Origin of the sequence: Polaromonas jejuensis NBRC 106434 (assembly GCF_001598235.1) — a bacterium.
Taxonomy (GTDB): domain Bacteria; phylum Pseudomonadota; class Gammaproteobacteria; order Burkholderiales; family Burkholderiaceae_C; genus Polaromonas; species Polaromonas jejuensis.
Genome location: NZ_BCYO01000036.1, coordinates 1 through 21,133 on the forward strand (window position 1 = coordinate 1; position 21,133 = coordinate 21,133).

A 21,133-nucleotide genomic window follows, 5' to 3' on the forward strand; every position below is an offset into this window, starting at 1 on the left:
GATGACTATCGACGCAATGCTGCGCTGCCGACGTTCACGCCGGTGACGTCGCGGCTGGCAAAAAATGGAAGCTATGCGTGATTTTCTGGCGATAGGGACGGTCGTACCGCGCGAGTGATCTATTTGCCGAGGGTCGTATCGCGGAAGCGACACGGAGGCCTTAACCCAATCTTGAGAAATTCAACAGAATCAAGAGATTGGCTCCAGGGCAGATTTTTCCTGGGTGTCAGTTGGTGCGCCCAGGTATCCATGGGCAATTACGGAGTCCAACTTATGTCAACAACAGTTTGTTCCCAACACATGCATCGATTTGCTCAGACTTGCGCGACAGCAAAATCGGCTTAGGGCGCCACTAGGCTAGCCGGCTCCATGGCTATCTGCAAAGCCGTTCAGGAGCGCGCAGCAGTAATCAAAGAGGTCGAGGCGCGATCAGCAATCGACGGCGTTGGGGGCGGGACGAGATGTATCGAGCGCGGATTTCAAGTTCCGTTTCAGGGGTTCGCAAATAGTGTTGAGATGACTCAGTACCAAGTCAGATAGCGGTCTGAGGGCGGCAAGGGCTGCCGGCCTTTCCGTAGGTTGCAAGCGCTGCAGAGTAGCTGGATGTTGGTGACATCATTGATACCATGTTGAGCCAGGGGCACGATGTGATCGTAGTGGGCGTCTGGCTGTGAGTTCATGAGGCCTCTGATGTCTGCGGAGCACGAGGCACACAGCCCCTTGTCGCGATATAGGACGGTTCTCTGAACCCATCTTGGGATCGCCACACGCTTGAGGCGTCCGGTCCCTTCTAGCGACGTCGAGATCTCATGGTCGCAATCGAGGGGGTCTAGATCACGTACTACCCCAGCTACCAAGTCATTGAGGTTAGCTAGTAGTCCTCGGTTGTTGAAGAGCACATAGAAGACTTCTTTCGCCAAATGTTCAATCAGTTCGGACACTTGGCCTGTGAGATTGAGTTCCTCGTAGTACGAGGAGATGTCATCTTCGCTCACGTCGGCGGGCTTTATTCCTTGTCCCGATGCCCAGCGCCGAAAGCCTTCGGGATTCATGGCGTGATGTCGCATCGCGCGATCAATCCAAAGGTCTGCCTTGGCATTTGCGGCGAGCCTATCCACCGCGCTGCTCCCGTCCTGCTCGTCGATCAACAATCGGATGGAGTATTCGGCGAAATCGTGAAGCACGCTCCATTTGGGGAATGGAGTGAGGAACATCTGCTCCCGATCTTCGTACCAGTTGTGCACGTGCCTAATATAGGGAAATGGATCACTTAGGACGTTGTGAACGATGTTCGCATAATAGTACGTCTCGTAGTACCGCATCGTCAGAAAAGACTTTTCCATCAGTACCCCTCCTGTAGAAACTCTTGTTGTCGGGATATGGACCGCGACAGGCATGCAGGGGCGAAGCCACTATTGACCAAATATGTGCACACGTCCAGGGGCGATGTCGCCATGTTGCACAATGTACCAACAAGATCAATTAGCAGCACCAAAGGAGGGGAGAGAATGTTGCCGAGCCGCAAGCCAATAACTGAAGGGAATCTCATAGAGCAGCCGAAGCCCAAGGAATGTTTGGCTAGAGCCGCATCCTTGGTCATTGCGTGCTAGTAGCGGGGACCAAGCGATGTCGCGGTTCGTCGCCTGGAACGATTTACTACTAGCGGAGTTTTTCTCCGCAGCTTCAGCAAATGAAGATGTTTGGATCCGCGCGACACGCGCCGAACTGGACTCTTTCGGCTTGCATCTCGGAGGCGCCCAAGGGTTGATCGACGCTGTCGGATCCGGCGCTCCGTGGCTACCGAGCCTTCCTAATTGTTCGGACGCTGCCCGCATTTTGGTCCAGCAGCGCAGGGATGCCCTGCGCACGCCGTTGTACCGGGACCCAGGAGCATCAAATCCTAGGTTCGCTGGCGCTCAGGCGCCGGTTTACCTTCCCATTCTTGCGCTCTGGGTGCTAGCCGCGTCGGATGAGCAGATGGAGGGCGGTTTCTACGCTTCAGTGCAGCGGTTGCTTGGTTACCCATTCAGGAACGAGGCGAAGGTTACTGACGCAATGTCCAAGGCATGGGAGGACCTCGAAACTTGGTCGTCCGGGGAGTGTGAGGGCCGCTTCGGAAATTTCCATTGCCGCGTTTTGGGAGAGCACCGGTTTGTGGGGATCGCGCGTTCGCAGGGCCTAATCAGCCGCCAGGACGAACGGAACCTATCGAGGCTCTTCTGGGATGCCCGGTTGCGGCCAGGCCAGGCACTGACAGATGCAATGCTTGCATCCCTACTCGAGCGCGGTTGCGAATCTCCTTTCCTGACCAGGCCACTTCGCTCCGCTATGGCGAAGCCCGAATACCAACCGCCACTTGCGGCACTTCTCCGGAAACTTCTCGGATCGTGGAGTGGAAACCGGCCGAAGGTTGGTCACGCTGACACCGATCGGCCCAATGGAGGGGCGCTGACCAAAGAGCCCGTCGAAGCGAAAGCTGACGTCACGCTTGTCCTTCTGCCTTCCGACGAAGTGCCGAACGGATGGGATGTGTGCTGGAGCTTTCCGGCAATGGTCGATGCGCCCCGCTGCAGTTTCGAGATCGGGGAGCAGCGCCTGCCCGCTCTCTTGCACCGCGCTAGTGCAAGCTTTCTAACGGACGTTTCGGAGCATCACGTCCGCCAATCGTTAGCAGCCCTTTCTGCTTCGGCGTCGGTGCAGCTCGAAGTACAGGTCGAGTTTGAAGACGATAGCGCCGGCACAAGTGGTGACCAATGCCGCAAAGAACTGATCCGCCAGACTCCCCGCCGGATATTGGCCTGGAACTCGATTGATCCACGCTTCGGACAGCAGCTTACCGAGCGTGATGTCCCGCTCTACGGCGTCTTCTACCTAGTTTGCGCTCCGGCCGATTGGGCCAGGACCGATCCCTGGCTTCGGCGGGAGCGGATCTCCTTCGAGCCAATGGAGGTGAGCGGCTTGCCAAGTGGATGGCGGATGGCCTGCATCCATAGAGCAGAGAGGCTCACTGCCGAGCATCGGCAGTATTTGGCTGATGCTCCCGAAGCCACCGACGTGCCGCCAGCCAGGCTGCGGCTTGTCGGGGGGAGCCGGCTGCTGCGTGGCGGCGCACGCTTGTTTGCTTCATACGACCTGCCCGCTGTTGAGTTTGAAGGACCTCCTAAAGCGCTTCTTGAAGCTTCTGGACTGCAGCTTTCGGAGGTGCCTCAACACCCCGCCAAGGAAGGGCAATCGGGAATCCGGCGTTTCCTGGTCGATTTGCTTGACGTGAACCGCAGCAGCTTCGCCATCAGGCTCGTGGCGGGCAGGGCCGAGCTGGCGAACATCCGTCTGCGGGTGGCCGATCTCGATGGGGAGGGCCGTGGGGAGGCCAGGGATTTTTCACTCGACCCCTTGGGATTCCCACGATCTGCTCTTGGGGGGCTACATGGCAATCGCATTGGCGGCGCGCATCAGGATCCCGCTGGCGGGGGGTGGCACAGCGAACAAATGCAAGAGGTTCCAGCTATGGCGGAGTGGGCTGGCAAATCCTTCGCGGAGTCGAGGGCAGCACAGTTCCTGGATACGCTGGCAGCGCGAGGATCGATATCTTACGGAGCGGCTAGGGACCAGATCTCACGGCTCTCCGACGGTATCAATCCTATTTCCTTGCTGATGGACCTGCGGGCGCGAGGCTGCCTAGAAATTGAGACTGATGGCAAGGGACACTTCGTTCGCATTCACGGCATAGCTCCCTCGCTCTATGGGCTGCCAGCTACGCAAGATGGCCTGCCGCTGTTTGGCGTATCGGGCACCCTGCGGCTTGCCCAATGGACTTTGCTGCAAGCCAACGGAAATTTCATGGTGACCGCCGCAGATCCCTTCGCAGGGCATCTGCCAGCGTTGCGCGTGGCCGCAGTTGACGCGCATTCCGTCCAGGCCGAGTGTTCCTCGATGGGCTTCCTGTTTGCGCCGGGTCCGGCGCGGGATGTGGCCCGCTGGGCGGGGTCGCTGAGTCAGGCCAGGGAAGCTGCGGAATCGCGGGGTACGGAGACAGTTTCCGCTGAGCTGGGGCATCTACATCGCCTGAAGGCAGATTCGGCTCGGTTCGTACCGGTTAGCGAGCCACGCATGTCTATCGACCGGGAGTGCGGCGCGCAGCTTTTCCGCTTCGACGACCCTCAGGCTACTGCCTTGCAGCTGTACGTCCTGGGCGTGCGCCGCGCAGATGGAACTTCGCGGTATTCGCACGTGCCTGACTCCCGTTGGGGAGTATGGATCTCGCAATTGGCCTTTGCGGAAATGCTCAAAGAGAAGCATGGCCGGAACGACGCATTTCCTTGGCCACTCCACTATGACCCAGAAACACGCGATTTGTGGGTGCCTGCGCGGCTGCGTCCGCCTGCTGTGCTTGAGCGGGCCCTCGCGCTTTGTTCGGGAACGGGGCCCGCGATCCACTTCCTTTCTTCCGGCGGCGATGCCGACGGCAGGTCGCCTGTTTTCGACAGCCACTCTGGACGTGTTGTTGGGGCTATCAGCCATGTGTACGGAAAGTTTGTTTCGGGGCATTGGCTTCGCTACAGCTGGGTTCCCGCAGAAACAGCGCACCAAGTCGCTGCGCTGCTGGGGTGCACCTTGGAGCCATTCGCGTGCGTAGAGGCGGCCCGTGGCTCAGAAACTTTGAATGCTTAGGAGGACGGTAAGAGTGCAAGAGACCATAGGCGAAGATCCGATCGGTTCGTGGGAACAGCTCAAGGGCCATCTGAAGCGGTATATCCAATCCGCATTCGGCACCGATTCGCCATCTTTTGAGGCCGAACGCGAAGCGCTTCTCAATACTCCGGGCGTGCTATTCCAGGAGCCGTACCTTGAGCTACTGCCCTCCTATGTGAATGCCAAGACGCTCAGCGCCCTCGACGGAGTGGACCTGCCCGGCTTGGATGAAGCGGCAAGGCAGGGATTCATCGCATTGGCGGGAGCGGGGCTAATGCCCGCTGGCGCGGATTTGTACGTGCACCAGCAACGGATGCTCCAAGCCGCCATGCAACGCAAGCATTGTGTGGTCGTCACCGGCACGGGCTCTGGCAAGACGGAATCGTTCCTGCTCCCGGTATTTGCGTCCATCGCGAGGGAAGCACTCCGGCCTTCAGGAGGCTGGGCTGCAGCAGCGCCCCCGGCAGCATTGCCGACCGAGTGGAAGGGCGCTCCACTGTGGAGTTTCGGCCGGGCTGCCGCGCGCGGCGAGCGGCGAAAACCCGCTGTCAGGGCCCTGCTCCTGTACCCAATGAACGCATTGGTAGAAGACCAGATGTCCCGCTTACGCCGCGCGTTGGACTCCGATGATGCACATGCTGCGTTTGATCGGCACTGGGGCGCTAACCGGGTTCGGTTTGGCCGCTATAACGGCACTACCCCCGTGCCAGGCCACCCATGGCGGCTCGACGACCAGGGCCGCCGTGAACTGAATAAGCCCAAGCACGACGAGCTCAAGGCAGCGTTGAAGCAAGCTATCGACCAGCACCAACAGCTGGCAGCAGCGACCCGGGCCGCTCAGGAGCATCTCAGCGCCGTGGCCGCTGCAGGTGGCGATACCGGCGACGCCAAGCAGCAACTCGCTAACCTCAAGGAGCAGGTGTCGTTCGTACCACGGATGTCTCCCAGCTCGGCCGAGATGTTCCATCGCTGGGAGATGCAGGCGGCGCCTCCTGACCTTTTGATCACCAACGTGAGCATGCTTTCCATCATGCTCATGCGCCAGGCTAGCCATGCGATAGTAGAGGACCGCGCTGATGCCGATGTTTTCGAAGCCACGCGTGAGTGGCTTGCAGAAGACCGGGACAACCATGTTTTCCAGCTTGTCCTTGACGAACTCCACCTTTACCGCGGCGCGTCTGGGACAGAAGTCGGGTACTTGCTCCGGCTGCTGCTGGAACGCCTTGGCTTAGAACCAGACAGCAGCCAGCTTCAAATCCTCGCTTCGAGTGCATCGCTGGATGGCGAGGCCGAGAACACATACAAGTTCCTGGGCGAGTTCTTCGGGATGGGTCTAGAGGTTGCGCGCGCTAGGTTCCATGTAGAAGGAGGTGTCAGTGTGAATGGGGCTCCCGAAGGCCCAACCGAAATTCCACCTTCGTTTGCGGAGGACTGCTTGGCCGCTGCAAGGCAAGCTGATGGGGCCAAGCCCACTGACCTACTGGCAGGCGATTTTGCCTCCAGCATTGGCGGTGCCATTCCTGCAAAGCGCCTTGCAGACTCTTTTTGGAAGGTAGAAGGAGGGCGTGGCCGCCATCGCGCCATATCGCTTTCCAGCCATCTGGAAAGCCTGTTTCCCCATATGGCGGCAAGCGACGCTAGCGATGCGGCCCGCGGGCTGTTCTTGGCGGCAGGAAGGGCAGCGCAGCTCGCATCGGTGAGTGCGATCCAGCCTGCCCATCCTTTGCCGCGGATACGGTTCCATTGGATGGTCAAGAACATCGATGGACTATGGGCTACTGCCCAGCATGTTGGCCAAGACCGGCGCCGTAGGGTTGGGCGCTTGCTTGCCGAGCCCCGGATGGAGGTTGACGGCGATCGGGCGCTTGAAGTGCTGTACTGCGAATGCTGCGGAACGCAGCTGCTTGCTGGCTACAAGACTCCTGCGTCGATCCCCGGGAATATCGACCGGTACGAATTGGCACCCATGCCTCCAGCAATCGAAGGCTTGCCGGAGTTGACGCCCCAGACCAGGACCGACGCACAGCGCTATGACAAGCTGGGCGTGGTCCACTTGCTGCCGAGCGATTGGGAGGGAGTCTCCGATCCGTCAGAGCTCCAGTGGACGCAAGGATCGGAGGAGCGCGATGAGACCACCCGACGGCCCGTGTTTACGGCCCCCGCAGGCTGGCAGCGTTCTTCCATCGATCCTTTGACGGGGATTGTCGAGGTGGGCAAGGAACCTGTAGGCAATGGCGTCCCCTGCCTTTGGTTCCGCCTGGAAACATCAGGCGATCTGCTTCCTGCGATGCCGCAACGCTGCCCGTCGTGCAAGATCGACTACTCAGTGCGCAAAGGCGGCCGGCCAGCCCCGATCCGGTCCTTCGCAACTGGCCTGACCCAGACATCCCTGTTGCTGACGAAGCATCTCATGGGGGTCATGCCCGAAGGCGCTGGCCGGAAGCTCGTCGCGTTTTCTGACAGTCGGCAGTCTGCTGCCAGGTTGGCCAACGGGGTGGAGGCCGAACAGTGGGAGCATCTGCTGCGAGTCGCGGTACTGCGCGAGATCCGGGAGAGGGCAGCCGGAGGCGTTGACCCAATCAAGCGGCAGCTCCTCGATGCCCTGAATGCTGGCGATGTGGCCCAAGGGCAAGCCATCTTGCGCGCAAGCAAAGCATCGTTGCCGCCTGCCCAGTTCCAAGCGTTGGCTGAGTTCTGGCAAGACGCCAAATCCGTGCAGGATGAGCCTGAGTTCGCTAGCGAAGAAGCCAAATCGAACGTTAACCGCCTGGTGCACTGGCAGCCCGGATTCGTGCGCTTCGACGAATTCCTTTCTCGGCCGAATCCGGCCAAGCAGGCGCTTCCTCCGCTATGGGAATACTTTGCGCGCCTTGGGGTCAATCCTGCAGGCCCGGGGATCGATTCGAGGCGGGTCGGTGAGAAGGAGGATTGGACGTCGTTCTTCGATTTTGAACCTCTAAACGGTCCCAGGCTTTCGTCCACCGACTTTCCGCAAGCGAAAGCAGACAGGCTTGAGCAATTCGGCGACGCACTGCGCCGGCAGTCTTGGCGGGCCATTTCCGGGCGGCTGCTTTATGACCTCGAAGCACAAGGAGTCGGCCACCTTTGCTTGCCGCCGTCAGCCAGGCAGCTTCACCCCTCGAACATTGATGAGCAGGTTTTCCGGGGAATCTGCGAGAGCGTTATCCGCATCCTTACCGAACAGCGGCGCACAGATCCACCGCAAAGGGACTGGCCGCCGGAGGCGTGGTCCCGGGACCAGCCTCGGCGGGACCGGAGGGAGGGTGCCGACAAGGCGCGTATCGGAAACTATCTGCATGCTTGTGCGAGCCGGCTGGGCATCGGCTGGGAAGGCCTTCGGGATAGCGTGCGTGATGCCTTGGCCCGGGTTGGGCACGGAACCATTGACGCTTGGGGGATCGTGGCGCTTTCTTCCCTCTGGGTAAAAGTCGCCGCACGCGATTCCCGGCCGTGGGTGTGCGAGCGCTGCGGCCAGGTCCATTGGCAGCCTTCGGGGGGCATTTGCTCCCGTTGCACTGCGCACTTGCTTTTGGTCCCGAATGGCCCGCGCTCGGCGGCGGAGATTGAGCGGGACCACTACTACGCGTACCTTGCGGCCGATGCCGGATCGGGATTCCGGATCCACGCTGAGGAGCTCACAGGGCAGACAAGCGACCAGGCCCAGCGCCAACGGCACTTCCGCGACGTGTTCTTTCCAGATGAAGGTATCGAGGATGTGGTGCGGCGGGATGTTGTACCCCAGGTCGACACGATCGACCTGCTGTCAGTGACAACGACGATGGAGGTCGGCGTAGACATCGGCGCGCTCCAGTCCGTGTTCCAAGCCAACATGCCTCCCGAGCGCTTCAACTACCAGCAGCGCGCAGGTCGGGCAGGCCGTAAAGGGCAGGCTTTTTCAGTAGTCCTGACCTACTGCCGTGGCCAGACACACGACCGGATCCACTTCGACCATCCCGACGAGATGACAGGCGGCATTCCTCCGCAGCCGACGGTGTCGGCAACCGAGGACCAGCGCCTACTCGCTGAACGCCTGGTTGCCAAAGAGGTGCTTCGCCGGGCATTCCGGTCTGCCGGCTGCATGTGGCATGACTCAGGCAGGCCGGTGGATACGCATGGCGAAATGGGGCTTGTCCAAGAGTATTGCGGCGCACGCAAGGCATCGGTCGAGCAATGGTTCCTGGACCAGTGCGCTGAGATTTCCGGTGTCGCTCACGTGGTCTCGAGGGGCACGCAAATCGATCCAGCACGGCTTGCCAATGATGCCCAGGATCTGCCGGCGCGCCTGGAGGAGGTTGCCAGCTCAGCGTCTGATCCGAGCCAAGGGCTTGCTACGGCTCTTGCCGAAGCGGGGGTACTGCCGATGTATGGCATGCCGACGTCCGTGCGTAACCTGTACTTCCACCTTCCGCCAGAGCCATCGGGCCAATCGAGGGAGCCGAAGGTGCTTGACCGGACACTTGACCATGCCATCACTGATTTTGCGCCGGGCTCAGAGCGGGTCTGGGACAAGCGGCTGCTTTCGCCGATAGGCCTCGCAGGATCGATTGCCCATGACCGCAGCTACAAGTGGGAAACCATTGACCGGCCGATCGGGAGCGCAACTTGGCAACTTTTCTGCCAAAGCTGCAGGAACTTCACCATATACCGCGCCGATCCCGCCACATTGCGGCCTAATCAGGCTATCGCTGGATGGGACGAGTCTTGGATCAGGAATCCGCCGTCCCAACCTTGCCCTCGATGCGGCGCTGTTGCGGACCTGTCCTTGGCAGTTGTTCCCAATGGCTTCGTGACCGACCTCAATATCGAGAAGCCAGTGACGTCGACGGAGTCGTCTCGCAATGGCGGACCGAGGTCTTTTGTTGCATCGCCTTCGCTGCGCGCAGTGCCGCAACGCCCGCTTGGCCGGGCTTTCCTGGCCTTGGACCACCAGGGGCAGGTCTACCGGATCGCGCAGGGTCCGGGGGGGAAGCCGTTCGGTTTCAACCGGACTCCTTCGCTTCGCCAGCATAGGGGGCAGCAATGGTTGGACGGCGAGATATGGAAAGCATCGCTTGATGAGGCCGAGATCTCCGCAAGCCTTGCATCTCCGAAGACTACGGACGTCTTGAGCGTCAGGCTGCTCGATGGCAGTGGCTTGGCTTTCTTCGACGACGCCAAAGAGCTTTGTTCAAGGCGGGCGGCCTGGTATTCCGCTGCCACCATCTTGCAGCGCGCGATCGCATTGGAACTCGACGTCGATTCGCTTGATATCGAGATTGCGTCTGTCCACAGGTACCTTGAGGACAGCAACGTGTCCGGCACCGAGTTGTACCTTGCAGATGACCACCCTAATGGCGCTGGGCTGGTCGACTGGGCCAGCCGCAACTGGGCGGCTTTGTTGGCCGGCTGTATAAGCGGCTTTGGTGAGTATGCAAGGCTCGGCTCAATGGTCCGGGAGGAGTGCCGGCGTGCAACGCAAAGCGGACAGGTGTGGCGCTCGCCTGACCTGCTACTGCGCGGCTTCCGGAACCGGCAGCTTCATGGGCTGATCGAATGGCGGCTGGGACTTGAGCTGCTGCGCGTCATGCATGACCCTGGCTTCCTGCCTGGCCGGGACCAGTTCTTCGAGGATTGGGGCGTGGGATTGCGCAGCTGGGAGGCGGTTGCATCGGAGCTGGCAGACACCTATTGCGCGGCCTATGAGAAAGGTACCCAGGCCCGGAAGAAGGGGCCCAGGGGCGAACATGGCTGGATAGCGCGGGGAGGCGTGGCCGGTCAGGAATCGACGGTCTTTTATCTGGTGAGCCATCCTCTATGGGCCGCTTCCGTGACTGGCTCAGGACCGGTCAATCCGGAACTTATTGACTGGGCCCGCAACATCGGGGCGACGGCGATCTACTTAGTCGATTCATTCAACTTATCGCGCCGGATGGCATGGGTACGTGGCAATCTGGATATCTTCCCGAAGGTCGATATCAGTACGGCTGGGTTGGGAGCGGGCGGCGGGATGCCCCCCATCCTTATAGAACCCTGGATGCAGGAGCTCATAGTCATGCAAGAAGGTGGGGGCTTGGTTCACGAAGGTGGGCATTGGGAAAGGGTAGCCGGCGGGGACGGGTGGACAGCCCAGCCGGGCGTCTGGCTCGCGGACCTGAATGGGCAGCCAGTCAAGGTGATCATTTCCAACTACGCTGGAGTGGGCATGCGGATCAAAGTGTTCAAGGGCGGACAGCTCGACCGCCAATCTTGCCCCTCCCTGCCACTGATTGCGTTCCGCTCCGGCGGTGGGAGCTCCTGACATGCCGAGGATCCTTGGACAGAACAGCATGGACCGGTGGGAGCGGGAGGTGCGACGGCTGCTGGCGGACCAGCTGCCCCAAGACTGGATAGTGGTGTGCAATGTCGCTTGGGCATTGCAGAACGACCAAGGCCTGGTGCGGGATGGGCAGTGCGACTTCGTCGTGCTGGTACCTGGACTTGGAATGGCCGTGCTTGAAGTGAAGGGCTCCCGCTCGGTCCGGGTAGGCGACAACGGAATTTGGTACCGGCAAGAAACCGACCGCCGTACAGGGCAGGTTAGGGCTGAAGTTCCGATCGATGAGCCTCCGCCCGAGCAGGCTTGCAGGAACATGCATACGCTGGCAAAAGCCGTTTGCGACCGCCTGCCTCGGCAACGGTTCCCAGGCGCGTTTGCTTTCCTCGTTGCATATCCGAACGGCCGGGTTGAGGGGTCTTCCACGCTCTACGACCCCAGCACAGTAGTGCCCTCGCAGGACATGCACCGCTTGGAACGCAGGATAAGGGGCGCCCTTGAGGCGCGTATCCATCAGCCGCAGGGTAGCGAGTTCACGGCGGATATGGCGGGCAGGGTTGCCGTGATCCTCTCGAATGCCTCCTTCCGCATTGCGCCGCGCGACGCGCCCCTCGATGCCGACGAGGATGCAGTCGATCTCGATGAGCTGACTAGGCAACAGTTTGCAGCCCTGCGGGGAGCGTTTGAGCTGCCTCGGGTCGCTATCGTTGGTCCGGCAGGATCGGGCAAGACTTTGCTCGCGCTCTGGAAGCTGGATGCGCTGCTCGAAGAGGGAAAGCGGGCCCTGTACGTCTGTTTCAACAAAGCCCTTGCCGAGCACCTGAGGCTGGTCAACCCGGAGATGTCGGCGGCGATTACTTCCGTCGACCGGCTTTTTTACCAGCTTGCCGGAATAGCTGATGGGCGACGAATCGGCGAGAAGTTCTTCACGGAAGAGCTTCCTTCGCTCGTCCAGGACGTGGCGGCAGAACTACCGCTCCTGTCCAAGTTCGAAGCGATCATAGTGGATGAGGGCCAAGACTTCGGAGAACTCCGCTTGCTTGCATTGCTGGACATGCTCACTCCGGCAGGCCAATGGCTATTTTTCGCCGACTGGGAGCAGAACGTCTACAAGTCCGCCAAGCAGGAGCCGATCGGCGCTGAAGTCACATTTAGGCTCTACCACAATTGCCGCAATACCCAGCTTGTGAACGCTGCAACCAATGGCTGCTGCGAACTTTCGGTGGTGCATATGCCTGGCGTCCCGTTGGGTGCCGCCCCGCTCTTAAAGAGGGGGTGGGGCGCAACGGCTGCAGCCGCTGCATGGGCAGCTGCGCATGAATTGGGCCCTGAGGGCGGGGCGATCTTCCTGTCGCCGTTCAAGCTGGAGAACTCCTGCTTGGCGTTGGCCAGGCGGGCCCATAGCCTTGAGGTGACCGAAGACATCGCCTTGCTAGGAAAGCCCGGCTTTGTTTACTTCTCCACCATCAGGTCGTTCAAAGGGCTTGAAGGAAGGAACGTCGTTTTGCTGCATGCCGATGTCCCTGGGCGGATTCCGGCACTTAGTCCCGATGACCTGTACGTCGCGTGCACGAGGGCAACCGGCCGCCTGGCCATCATGGCTGCTTCGGAGGAGGCGCTGCAGTGGTACTCGCAGCGGACGGGCCGTCTTTCAACAAGGGAGCTCACTGCCTAAGCCGGCTGCCTGTACAGAGGCCGCCTTTGGGTCAGCCTGTGCGCACAGCTCCAGTTAGATCGATAGCAGTTCCCGGACCCGCAAGTCCAGCTGTTCAAGGTCTGCGGGCTGGGCGTTGCCCGCACTATTTGTGAGATCTCGCGCGATGTTGCCGATGGCAGCCATCTGCCCATTAGCCTCATCGAACTTTGGGATGTTGAGGTACTCAGCAACGCTGGCGCCCAGGCTGAGCTGTGCCGCATATGCAGACACTGCCTTGGCAATGGTTGGGGCGTTCAGGAAGCCTGTCAGGTAAGCCGCCTCGGGCTCCGATTCGACCGGAATGAAGTAAAGCTTGTGGTCAGGTACAACGGCCTTTTCGCCCGCGTGTTCGATCGGCGCGCTGCCGATGTAAGCCGCGGCGAAGGTGTTGCCCATCTCGCGCCAGAGCACTTTGAACGGAGCGAAAGTGTAGGGGCCGGTGCTCCACAGCGAATAGAACTCTTGCCCCTTCTGGAACCTCTTCAGGCTGGACCGCTGTTCGAGGTGGCTTTTGAAACGGTTGAGGAACTTGAACGTGTGCGGGCTTGCGGCTGGCAGGTCTGGGTCGCCATGCATGCCGCGTTGGGGAACCAGGATGCGGAGGTCCGCTTCTGGCACGGCATTGAACGGTGCAACGCCGCGGCCGCGCAGAAGCGGGAAGAGGTGTTCTGACTCTACCGCCGCGGTGATCTGGGGAATCCCCTTCGTCTTGCCGATGTCTGCTGCGTTCCGCACCGTTACCAGGCCGGTTCCAACCGCACCAGTGGCATGGACCCAGAAGATGCCGTTGCGGTCGGTCGTGATGCCTTTCCGCGCCTTGTACTCAGGCTTTGCACCTGCCGCAAAAACCGTCGAGAACACAGTTTGGTCTTGCGCAGATCCGACCAGCCATGGGCGCGTTCCATCACCGCCTGGTACAGGTACCGCGGTTCCGTCAATACGTTTGGCAGTACGGCGGAACTGCTCTGCCGAAGCGTAGGTCCGCTGGTTGGCGCTGCCGTTTGGGTCTGCGGTCCATGAGCGGTAGGGAACAGGGAATGCAGTGGCTGCGTCCCGTTGGAGCATCAGGAACGTCGGGTGGTTGCTGACGCCGTCGAACGGCTTGATGTCCTGGTAGTCTTCAACCAGCAGGACGCGGCACTGCAAGCTGCCGTTGTCGATCGAGAAGCGCCTGAAACCGGCACTGGACTCGGTTGTGAATACGGATCCGGGTAGGAAGAAGCCCAAGCGCCCATCGCGCGCGAGGTAGTGCTTCACGGCCTGGTAGGTGATCACAGTCGAGATGTCCGACTCGATGCCACCTACCCATTTGTCGGCACTAAATACGCCCAGCCCGCGGCAATGCTGCTGGATCGACTGGGCATAGTCCTTTGGCAGGTTGCTCCATTTGACCCATGGCGGGTTGCCACAGATGTGCGATGAAGGAGGAATCGCGCCGGCCGCAAAGCGGTCGGCCAGGATAGAGCACCAGATGCCGTTCCATCCTTGGTCGTGGAGTTCGACCAGGTTGACCACCGTCGTGCTGACGATGGATATGTCAGACACATCAAGCCCCATTGCTTGCAGGTCGGGAAGGATCGAGCTACAGATTTTCGTTGCCGGGTAGTCCGCATCGATCAGCATCCGTACCTTGGCGAAAATGCGGAAGAAATCCGGGTGGCCGATCATCCGTTCCGGAACGGAAAATTCCCTAGGGCCTACTTCGGTGTGCAGGACGTGGCTGTAGTTCGAGAAGAAGTCGACGGCAGCCGGGTAGACGGCATCCGCCAGGTACACCGGCAGCCGGATGGGATGCGCAGGGTCCAAGTGCGGCGATAGGAAGACGGCAAGCGACCCCTTGGCTGCGAGTACGGCTAGAGGATTGAGGTCGATGCCATGAATACCCGCGAGCAGCGATTGAGCCGTGGCGCCGCTATCGGCCTTGCGCCGGCGCCGGATGGCTTCAAGCAAGAACGTGCCCGAACCGCATGTGGGGTCGGTCAGCGAATCAGACGGCTGCCACTCCAGCAAATCCATTCCGTGTTCTGCCAGCCAGTCCGGCGTGTAGAACTCGCCAAGGGCATGCCTAACCTCCCGCGGGATGAACCGTTCATAGATGCCTTTAAACAGGTCCCGTGTCGTATCCGCATGCTTTTTGGATACGGCGAAGTCGACTCCGCCCAGCCGTCCCAGCATGGCGCTGAGAGAGCCTTGGTAGCGGGGCCAGTCGCTGTCGTCCAAGTACCAGGAGAAGAAGTCGCCGCTCAGCATGTTCAGGATGCCGGCGTGCTCAAACAGCTCGCCAGTCTCCACGGCACGCAGCCGCTCTGCAACCGGAACGCCTTGCTCCAGCACGTCTTGGCTGGCCCTTGGCAGTGCGCAGGCGGCTACGACCTTCGCAATGATGGCGATGTATGTGTTGAGCGCGAACAGATAGGCAGCAGGGTTGTCTTGGTACGGCTGGTCGTGAGAGATTTCCTGCCGGGCGAGCAGCTTTTTCATGTGGTCCGGCTGGAAACCTACGACCTGGCTGAAAAGCCTACGCCATTCCGAAAACAGCATCTTGGTTTTCGTTGTGGCTGCCGACGCGCTCGCCTTGCAGATGCTGGCGTAAAGCTCCGGGATCAGCGCCGTACCGTACTCCGAGTCAGGTCCGACCAATGCCTGGAGAAGTTGGGGGTGGACAAGCGGGCGGCCGTTGCTTTCTAGCGCAGCGAGCAGCCGGTCCGCTGAAATCCTATCGAACGCGACGACTTCTTCCCATGTGGCCGCTGTACCATCGAAGCGGCCGAAGGTGATATGGGCGCCATCCCAGGCGACCAGGACGTACTCTTGGAGAGCGCGTCCTTCTTCTGCAGAGATCAGCTCCGCATACTCTTCAGCTTGCTGGCGTGCATGGTTGGCCTTGCTCCCCGCGCGGCCGCTGAACGACTTTGGCGGCTCGTACTCGATGACCACGGCGCCATGCGCCACGTCGGCGAATTTCGTGGGCTTGCCCTTGGCTTTAAGGGCGCGTTCGAGTTGGAATGGCGTCCAAGGAATGGATCGTTCGGAGCAAGCCTGCTCGAGCGCCTTCTCAAGTTCGTGGCGCAGCTGTGCTTCGTTCTTGGAAATTTCAGCTGCGGATACGACAGCGCTAACGAGGGAATTGGTAGTTGCGCTGCTCACAGAAATCCTTATGGTGGCTCACCAGGCGGGTGCATCCAGTCCTAGGCGGCTTTACGGGCTGCAGGGACGTCGAGCGCAACCAGCCCGGCGCCGGAGAACAAGTGGGTAAATATGGCCTCTGCCAGCTTCGGGGGCACCGCATTCCCGATCTGGGTGAACTTGGAGTCCGTTTCGCCAACTGGCGTGAATTTGGGGTCGAAGGTCTGGATGCGGGCGCATTCGCGCCAAGAAAGCCGGCGCGGCGTTTCAAGCTTCTTGCGCTTCGGATTAGCTTCGATGTGTTCGTACTGGTCGGAAAAATCCCAGCGCTGCTTCCACCCATCGGCAAGATTCGACCATGTCAGGGTCATCACCGGGCTCGCTGGATGCAGCGTGATGTGGCGCCAGTTGGCCACCACAGTGAATGCTGGGTCAGCCCATTTGGCCTTGCGGTTCCTGGACATGTAGTACCAGGAAAAGTGCCCATCGGGGTCGTGCGGGCGCTCGTAGAACTCGCCTTCTGGCCACAGTGGCAGACCCTTGATGGCGTCGCCGTGCGAGGCGTACGGCAAGAGAGGGCCCGATGCCTTGGTCGTTTTTCCGTGGGTTTCCTTCGGAAACTCGAAGGACTGGTTCAGGTCCTTCCTTACGCCAACAATGAATAGCCGCTTGCGGGATTGCGGCACGCCATAATCCTTGGCGTTCAGGAGCTTGTATGTGACGTTGTAGCCGGCCTTGTCATAGGCTTCGAGCTGTTCCTTCAAGAAGGTGCCGCTGCTCAAGGCTTTGAGGCCGGAGACGTTCTCTGCGACGAAATACTTGGGTCTGACGATGCTCACGACGCGTAGGAACTGCTTGTACAGGTTCGTGCGCTCATCCTTTTCTGGGTCCCGGTTGCCCGCCATTGAGAAGGATTGACACGGGTACCCGCCAACGACGATGTCGGCGTCTGGAAAGGACTGGATGCCGGAGATATCCGCATTGCGGATATCTGCGCCGGGAAAATACTTCTCCAGCGTCTTACAGGCGTCCGTCAGGATGTCGTTCGAAAAGATGACGTGGCCACCAGCCGATTCCACGCCGAAGTCCATGCCGCCGCAACCCGAGAAAAGGGATAACACCCTGATCTCTCCACCGTTTCGTTCAAATTTATTTTTCACGCTCTCTCGCTTCTCTGCTGCGCATCTTCGGCGTCGGTGCCTTGCGGGAAAAGGGGCCACTTGGACTTCAAGTAACCATCGATCGCATCGCGTACGACCCAGGCAAGAGAAACTTTGTTCTCTGCCGCGATCCTTTCCAGGACGTGGTACTGCTCCTCCGGGAAGCTGATAGACGCGCGGACCGTGCGCTCATGCGCCCCGCTGTTATGGCGTTTTGCCTGAGTCTGCATGGCGAGTCCCCGAACTGAAGAGCGAATGCACCATCTTACACCACGGTGGTGAACGGCTGCCGATGCTGGAGATGGATGGCTTCAGCCCGACTGCACAGGACGTCCAGGGTCGGTGTGCAAAAACGCCCGCAAGCGTTCCTCGGTTTTTTGAAGATCGCGGATTTCGCACTCCCACAACTCAAGGACATCCCAGCCCAGATCTTTGAGGGCCGTACGGTTGCGGTCGTCTCGGGCCCGGTTCGCTTCGATCTTCGGCGACCAGTACGCGGTATTCGACTTCGGCCCTGGAGCAATCTTGCAAAGATGGCCATGCCAGAAGCAGCCATGCACCAGCACAACCTTCTTGTGCCTGGGCAGCACTATGTCGGGCCGGCCAGGGAGGTCCTTACGGTGGATCCGGAACCGGAATCCCAGCCGATGCAGCACGGACCGGACGATGAGCTCCGGCTTGGTGTCTTTGCCGCGGATCCTGCTCATGAGGCGGGACCTGGCCTCTGGTGTAAGAGTGTCCATCCTGTCGGCAAATATGATGAAGCCTTGGCTGCACGGGCGCTCAGTTCTGAGAGTGCAAATTATCAGAAGTGCAAATAATTCTTCGCCCACGGTCAGATCTCAACTTCCTCTTACGCTGCTCTGATGTAACAGCGTTCGGTCGACGTGCCGGACCATTATGCCGACTGGCGCCTCCCGATCCAGTTCCGACGTTGCCCGTGATCTGAATTAAGGCTATTCCGTGCTCAAGCGCCCGTCGGGGTCTTCCTCCTTGGTCTTCGGCACAGGTGCAACTTCGTGCCCCGTGCTCCCTCGCTGAGTTGCTTGGTGCAAGTGCTTTCCCTTCAGAGGCTATCCAGTCCTTGAAATTTTGCCGGATCAACCAGGTCGTGCAGTGGTACGCCAATGGCGCGGGCCAAGATTTCCGCGTTGTCGATGGAAATGTTGATAGTGCCCCTCTCCACTCGGCTTAGATAAGCACGAGAGATATCTGCTTCTAGCGCTAGCGCCTCCTGGCTGACGTCTTTCAAGCGTCGGGCTCGGCGGAGGTTGCGGGCAAACACCTCGCGAGAGGTCAACTGAGGGGGCGTCTGGGACATGACTGAGCATCGGTTTCAGTCAAGTTGCGTTCCACACTACTATGGGATACATTTGGTGCTCTTTGTGTATCATTAAGGGTAATTAAGTCTTCTTTATGAACCTCTTGGAACCCCGTTGGCGGCATCCCCCGCTTTTCTTTATCTTGGCTGGAAGTAAAAAATATGAAGCTTCTCCCGCACGGCGCTACACCAATGGCAGCAACTTTGATCTGCTTGATCGCGCAAAACGCCTATGCGTCACAGCCAAGGCAGGACCAAGTAAAGCCAATCGACTCGGTAGTCCCAGCAACTAGCACGCCACAGTCGCTTCCGGCGGGGCTCAAGCAGTCGTCAAGCGAAACGATAGCCAAAGCCGCAGCAGCAGCCCGCCAAGACCTAGACCCCCGCCTCAACGGTTCCGTCAGCGACATCCGATAAATCGCGCCCCCACCCGGTAGCCCCGCCATCCACACCCGACCGCTTCCTTCATCCGACCACCCACCCGCCCCGAGGCCCATGATCCCATTCAAGAATCCGCACCGTGCGATCAGCATCGCCGCAGCCCTCCTGACCTTTGGCACCACCCTCCTAGCCCAAGGTCTGAATGCCCCCCAAGACACCAGCAACGCCATTGCCAGCTATGAACTGCTCGGGGTCCGCCTCGGAATGACCGAAGCAGATGCGATTGGGGCCATCAAGAAGCGGTTCCCCGCAGGATCGCAGGACGCTAACGGCCGTCCGATCAACCTGCGTATGTCCGACTACGAGCTGACGAGTCCTAAAACAGGTGCCAAAGTCCGCGCCGGCATTCGGTTTGACCTGTTTCCCCAGACAACCAACAACTTCGATTTCGTCAAAGTTCTCACCTATTCAGGACGGGTCTGGGCTGTTTGGCGAGACGACAGCAGTGGCCGTTATGACTACGACAAGATGCTTGCCGACGTGCTCGCTAAATTCCCCGGTGCTTCACCGCAAAAAACGTCCTTCATGGTCGTGAACAACAACACCATTTCCGGACAACCGGGCCCGCCTGCAGTGGAGGGCGTGGAGCTCTACAAGGGCCGCTGCCTCGGGTTGCCGTTCAGCCGCTCCTCCAGCGGCGATAGCATGAAGCTGGAGCCGGACTGCCGCCAGGTATTCAACCTGGGTTATCAACCGCAGATCAAAAACAACGTGAAGCTGCTTGCTTCTGGCCGGGTGCAACTGGTCGACCTGGATGCGGGCAGGAATTTCATGACCTGGATGTCTACAGGAGCCGGAACGATCCATGGCGAGAAACCGAGGACGACCGATGCAAAGCTCTGAAATCGTTGACCGCAAACGTTGCGGCGGAACCTTGTGGAAAAAAGTCGACGACCACTTCTGGGACAAGTTCACGCAGGGACACGTCGTTCCTTACCCCTTCGAGAGCGTATGGTGTATTTCTCCGACGCGCACCCCGGTCAGTTGCCAAGCCGGCAGCCTCGAGTCCATCCTCTGCATCTGCGCGAACTTCGGCCAAACGATGCGGATCGAGCACCTTCTCAAGCATGAACGGCTGGACCACGATGACATCCATCCGGCCGCCAGGGCCGATACCTATCTGTATTTGCAAGACAAAAACAGCCTTGCCAAGGTGCTGATCAACAGCCCCGAAGCCCGCGAATACATCTGCAGCCTGAATCCTTTGCATATCCAGGGCCCGATGATCGAATGGGCCCAAGAGTTCTGCAACCTGATCGAAGTGCGGGAAGCCGCTTCCGATGCGGCATACAGCTGCTGAACCACCGAATACACCCTCGACCACTGGAGCAATGATGACGGACAGCGTGGAATATGAACTGATCTGCCTCGACAACACCATCGACTCGCCGGAGGACCTGGATTGGCTCCCTCTGCATGGCGTGAAGCCCGAGCAACTGGTCTGGGCCCACCGCGTGGCCAACCTGGTCCTGACCCACAAACCCAGTTGTGACGCCTTGCAGGCCTACACCCACCGTACCGGCAACACGATCAGGCTGCCCCAGACGACGGCAGACAACGTATTCGCCACCCTGAAGTTCAAGCGCATCGATCCCAAAAGCGTGGCCGCCATCGCAGAAGTGGCTGCCGTGCTGCGTTGCAAGCTGGTCCCGGATGACGACGGTCCGGAGGTTGCACCGCAAGCAGAAGCCCTGATGCAGGATCTGACGCGCCGCGCGCTACAGGGCTTGCGACCGCAGGGCAAATCGCTGTTCGAGCAGGCGGGCGGTGCCGCGCGTGCGGCCCGCGTCACGGCCGAGCCGGACCGCTGGTAAAGCACTGACGGAACCGACACGGGTTCAAAGAAAAAAAGCCCAAAGAGTAGAAGTGCAAAACACAAAGCCAACAGGGAACAGCAGCCATGCCCATGCAGATTTACAGCGGAACGCTCAAGGAACTCGGCTCCGGCGTCGAAGAAACCTCCGAGCGGATCGGAACCGCGCAATACAGCTACATCGAATTCACGGACGGACGCATGCTGCGCAACATCAACGTGGTCGGCGGGCTGATCGGCAAGCTGGATGCCACACTCGAAGACGAGGGCCCCATCGAATTGCACGTAATGGAGGGCGGCAAGCGAGCGGACCTGCTGGTAGCCGTCAAAACCAGCGACGGCCAGACCTTTGCCACCAATCTCAGCGACAGTCCGCTACCCGGCTATGTGATGGTGGCCGGCTGGACCGTACTGGGCCTGGTCCTGCTGCCCGTGTTCGGGCTGGGCTTGCTGCTGCTGTGGGTGGCCTGGAGAACCTGGCATGGAATCCGGCTCGTGGGTGCGGCCCGCGAACACCTGCGCGGGTTGGCCAACGCCGTCGTGGTGTGAGCGCGCGGTCAGCGCACACACC

The 21,133-nt window shown here is 60.1% G+C and carries 13 protein-coding genes; 7 read left to right on the forward strand and 6 right to left on the reverse strand.

Translation table 11 applies throughout. The annotated features are described in order from the left end of the window. Positions 1 to 521: 521 nt before the first annotated feature. Complete coding sequence (locus tag PJE01S_RS22050; RefSeq protein WP_068835874.1) at positions 522 to 1,343, reverse strand: HNH endonuclease; 822 nt, start codon at positions 1,341 to 1,343, stop codon at positions 522 to 524. Between the two features lie 283 nt (positions 1,344 to 1,626). Between PJE01S_RS22050 and PJE01S_RS22055 the strand changes: the two genes are divergently transcribed. Genes PJE01S_RS22055 through PJE01S_RS22065 form a run of 3 tightly spaced genes read left to right on the forward strand, consistent with a single transcriptional unit; the run spans position 1,627 to position 12,680 of the window. Then, positions 1,627 to 4,671 (forward strand): hypothetical protein, encoded by a 3,045-nt coding sequence (locus PJE01S_RS22055; RefSeq protein ID WP_068835875.1) that lies wholly within the window; start codon positions 1,627 to 1,629, stop codon positions 4,669 to 4,671. Between the two features lie 13 nt (positions 4,672 to 4,684). Continuing rightward, the gene (locus PJE01S_RS22060; protein WP_169804416.1) at positions 4,685 to 10,990 is read left to right on the forward strand and encodes a DEAD/DEAH box helicase; all 6,306 of its coding nucleotides are present in this window, start codon (positions 4,685 to 4,687) and stop codon (positions 10,988 to 10,990) included. Positions 10,991 to 11,018: 28 nt separating this feature from the next. Then, positions 11,019 to 12,680, forward strand: a complete 1,662-nt coding sequence (locus PJE01S_RS22065) for a nuclease-related domain-containing DEAD/DEAH box helicase (protein ID WP_169804417.1) — start codon at positions 11,019 to 11,021, stop codon at positions 12,678 to 12,680. Positions 12,681 to 12,734: 54 nt separating this feature from the next. Here the strand turns inward: PJE01S_RS22065 and PJE01S_RS22070 are convergent, their stop codons facing one another. From PJE01S_RS22070 to PJE01S_RS22090, 5 genes are all read right to left on the reverse strand, one after another. Next, positions 12,735 to 15,848: an N-6 DNA methylase gene (locus PJE01S_RS22070; RefSeq protein WP_068835878.1), complete on the reverse strand. Its 3,114-nt coding sequence runs from the start codon at positions 15,846 to 15,848 to the stop codon at positions 12,735 to 12,737. A gap of 41 nt (positions 15,849 to 15,889) precedes the next feature. Next, on the reverse strand, positions 15,890 to 16,987 hold the full coding sequence (locus PJE01S_RS22075; RefSeq protein ID WP_068835879.1) for a DNA cytosine methyltransferase: 1,098 nt from the start codon (positions 16,985 to 16,987) through the stop codon (positions 15,890 to 15,892). Then, on the reverse strand, positions 16,984 to 17,217 hold the full coding sequence (locus PJE01S_RS22080) for a ribbon-helix-helix domain-containing protein (RefSeq protein ID WP_068835880.1): 234 nt from the start codon (positions 17,215 to 17,217) through the stop codon (positions 16,984 to 16,986). The genes PJE01S_RS22075 and PJE01S_RS22080 overlap by 4 nt, the downstream gene beginning before the upstream one ends. 81 nt (positions 17,218 to 17,298) lie before the next feature. Next, positions 17,299 to 17,730 carry a very short patch repair endonuclease gene (locus PJE01S_RS22085; RefSeq protein WP_068835892.1) on the reverse strand — a complete coding sequence of 144 codons (432 nt, stop codon included), beginning with the start codon at positions 17,728 to 17,730 and terminating at the stop codon, positions 17,299 to 17,301. 323 nt (positions 17,731 to 18,053) lie between these two features. Then, on the reverse strand, positions 18,054 to 18,308 hold the full coding sequence (locus PJE01S_RS22090; RefSeq protein WP_068835881.1) for a helix-turn-helix domain-containing protein: 255 nt from the start codon (positions 18,306 to 18,308) through the stop codon (positions 18,054 to 18,056). 495 nt (positions 18,309 to 18,803) lie between these two features. Between PJE01S_RS22090 and PJE01S_RS22095 the strand changes: the two genes are divergently transcribed. The 4 genes from PJE01S_RS22095 to PJE01S_RS22110 all read left to right on the forward strand — a co-directional run bounded on the left by PJE01S_RS22095 (position 18,804) and on the right by PJE01S_RS22110 (position 21,111). Next, positions 18,804 to 19,592, forward strand: coding sequence for a hypothetical protein (locus PJE01S_RS22095; RefSeq protein ID WP_068835882.1), 789 nt, complete (start codon positions 18,804 to 18,806; stop codon positions 19,590 to 19,592). Then, positions 19,579 to 20,049 carry a hypothetical protein gene (locus tag PJE01S_RS22100; RefSeq protein WP_068835883.1) on the forward strand — a complete coding sequence of 157 codons (471 nt, stop codon included), beginning with the start codon at positions 19,579 to 19,581 and terminating at the stop codon, positions 20,047 to 20,049. Before PJE01S_RS22095 ends, PJE01S_RS22100 begins: the two co-directional genes overlap by 14 nt. Positions 20,050 to 20,080: 31 nt before the next feature. Continuing rightward, the gene (locus tag PJE01S_RS22105) at positions 20,081 to 20,563 is read left to right on the forward strand and encodes a hypothetical protein (protein WP_068835884.1); all 483 of its coding nucleotides are present in this window, start codon (positions 20,081 to 20,083) and stop codon (positions 20,561 to 20,563) included. 86 nt (positions 20,564 to 20,649) lie between these two features. Further along, a complete protein-coding gene (locus PJE01S_RS22110) occupies positions 20,650 to 21,111 on the forward strand; it encodes a hypothetical protein (RefSeq protein WP_157090440.1) in 462 nt (153 codons plus the stop codon). Positions 21,112 to 21,133 lie beyond the last annotated feature (22 nt).

Coding starts and splice junctions, on each gene's coding strand:
- PJE01S_RS22050 (WP_068835874.1), bottom strand. CDS start 1,343: ATGGAAAAGTCTTTTCTGACGATGCGGTACTACGAGACGTACTATTAT.
- PJE01S_RS22055 (WP_068835875.1), top strand. CDS start 1,627: ATGTCGCGGTTCGTCGCCTGGAACGATTTACTACTAGCGGAGTTTTTC.
- PJE01S_RS22065 (WP_169804417.1), top strand. CDS start 11,019: ATGGACCGGTGGGAGCGGGAGGTGCGACGGCTGCTGGCGGACCAGCTG.
- PJE01S_RS22080 (WP_068835880.1), bottom strand. CDS start 17,217: ATGCAGACTCAGGCAAAACGCCATAACAGCGGGGCGCATGAGCGCACG.
- PJE01S_RS22085 (WP_068835892.1), bottom strand. CDS start 17,730: ATGGACACTCTTACACCAGAGGCCAGGTCCCGCCTCATGAGCAGGATC.
- PJE01S_RS22090 (WP_068835881.1), bottom strand. CDS start 18,308: ATGTCCCAGACGCCCCCTCAGTTGACCTCTCGCGAGGTGTTTGCCCGC.
- PJE01S_RS22095 (WP_068835882.1), top strand. CDS start 18,804: ATGATCCCATTCAAGAATCCGCACCGTGCGATCAGCATCGCCGCAGCC.
- PJE01S_RS22100 (WP_068835883.1), top strand. CDS start 19,579: ATGCAAAGCTCTGAAATCGTTGACCGCAAACGTTGCGGCGGAACCTTG.
- PJE01S_RS22105 (WP_068835884.1), top strand. CDS start 20,081: ATGATGACGGACAGCGTGGAATATGAACTGATCTGCCTCGACAACACC.
- PJE01S_RS22110 (WP_157090440.1), top strand. CDS start 20,650: ATGCCCATGCAGATTTACAGCGGAACGCTCAAGGAACTCGGCTCCGGC.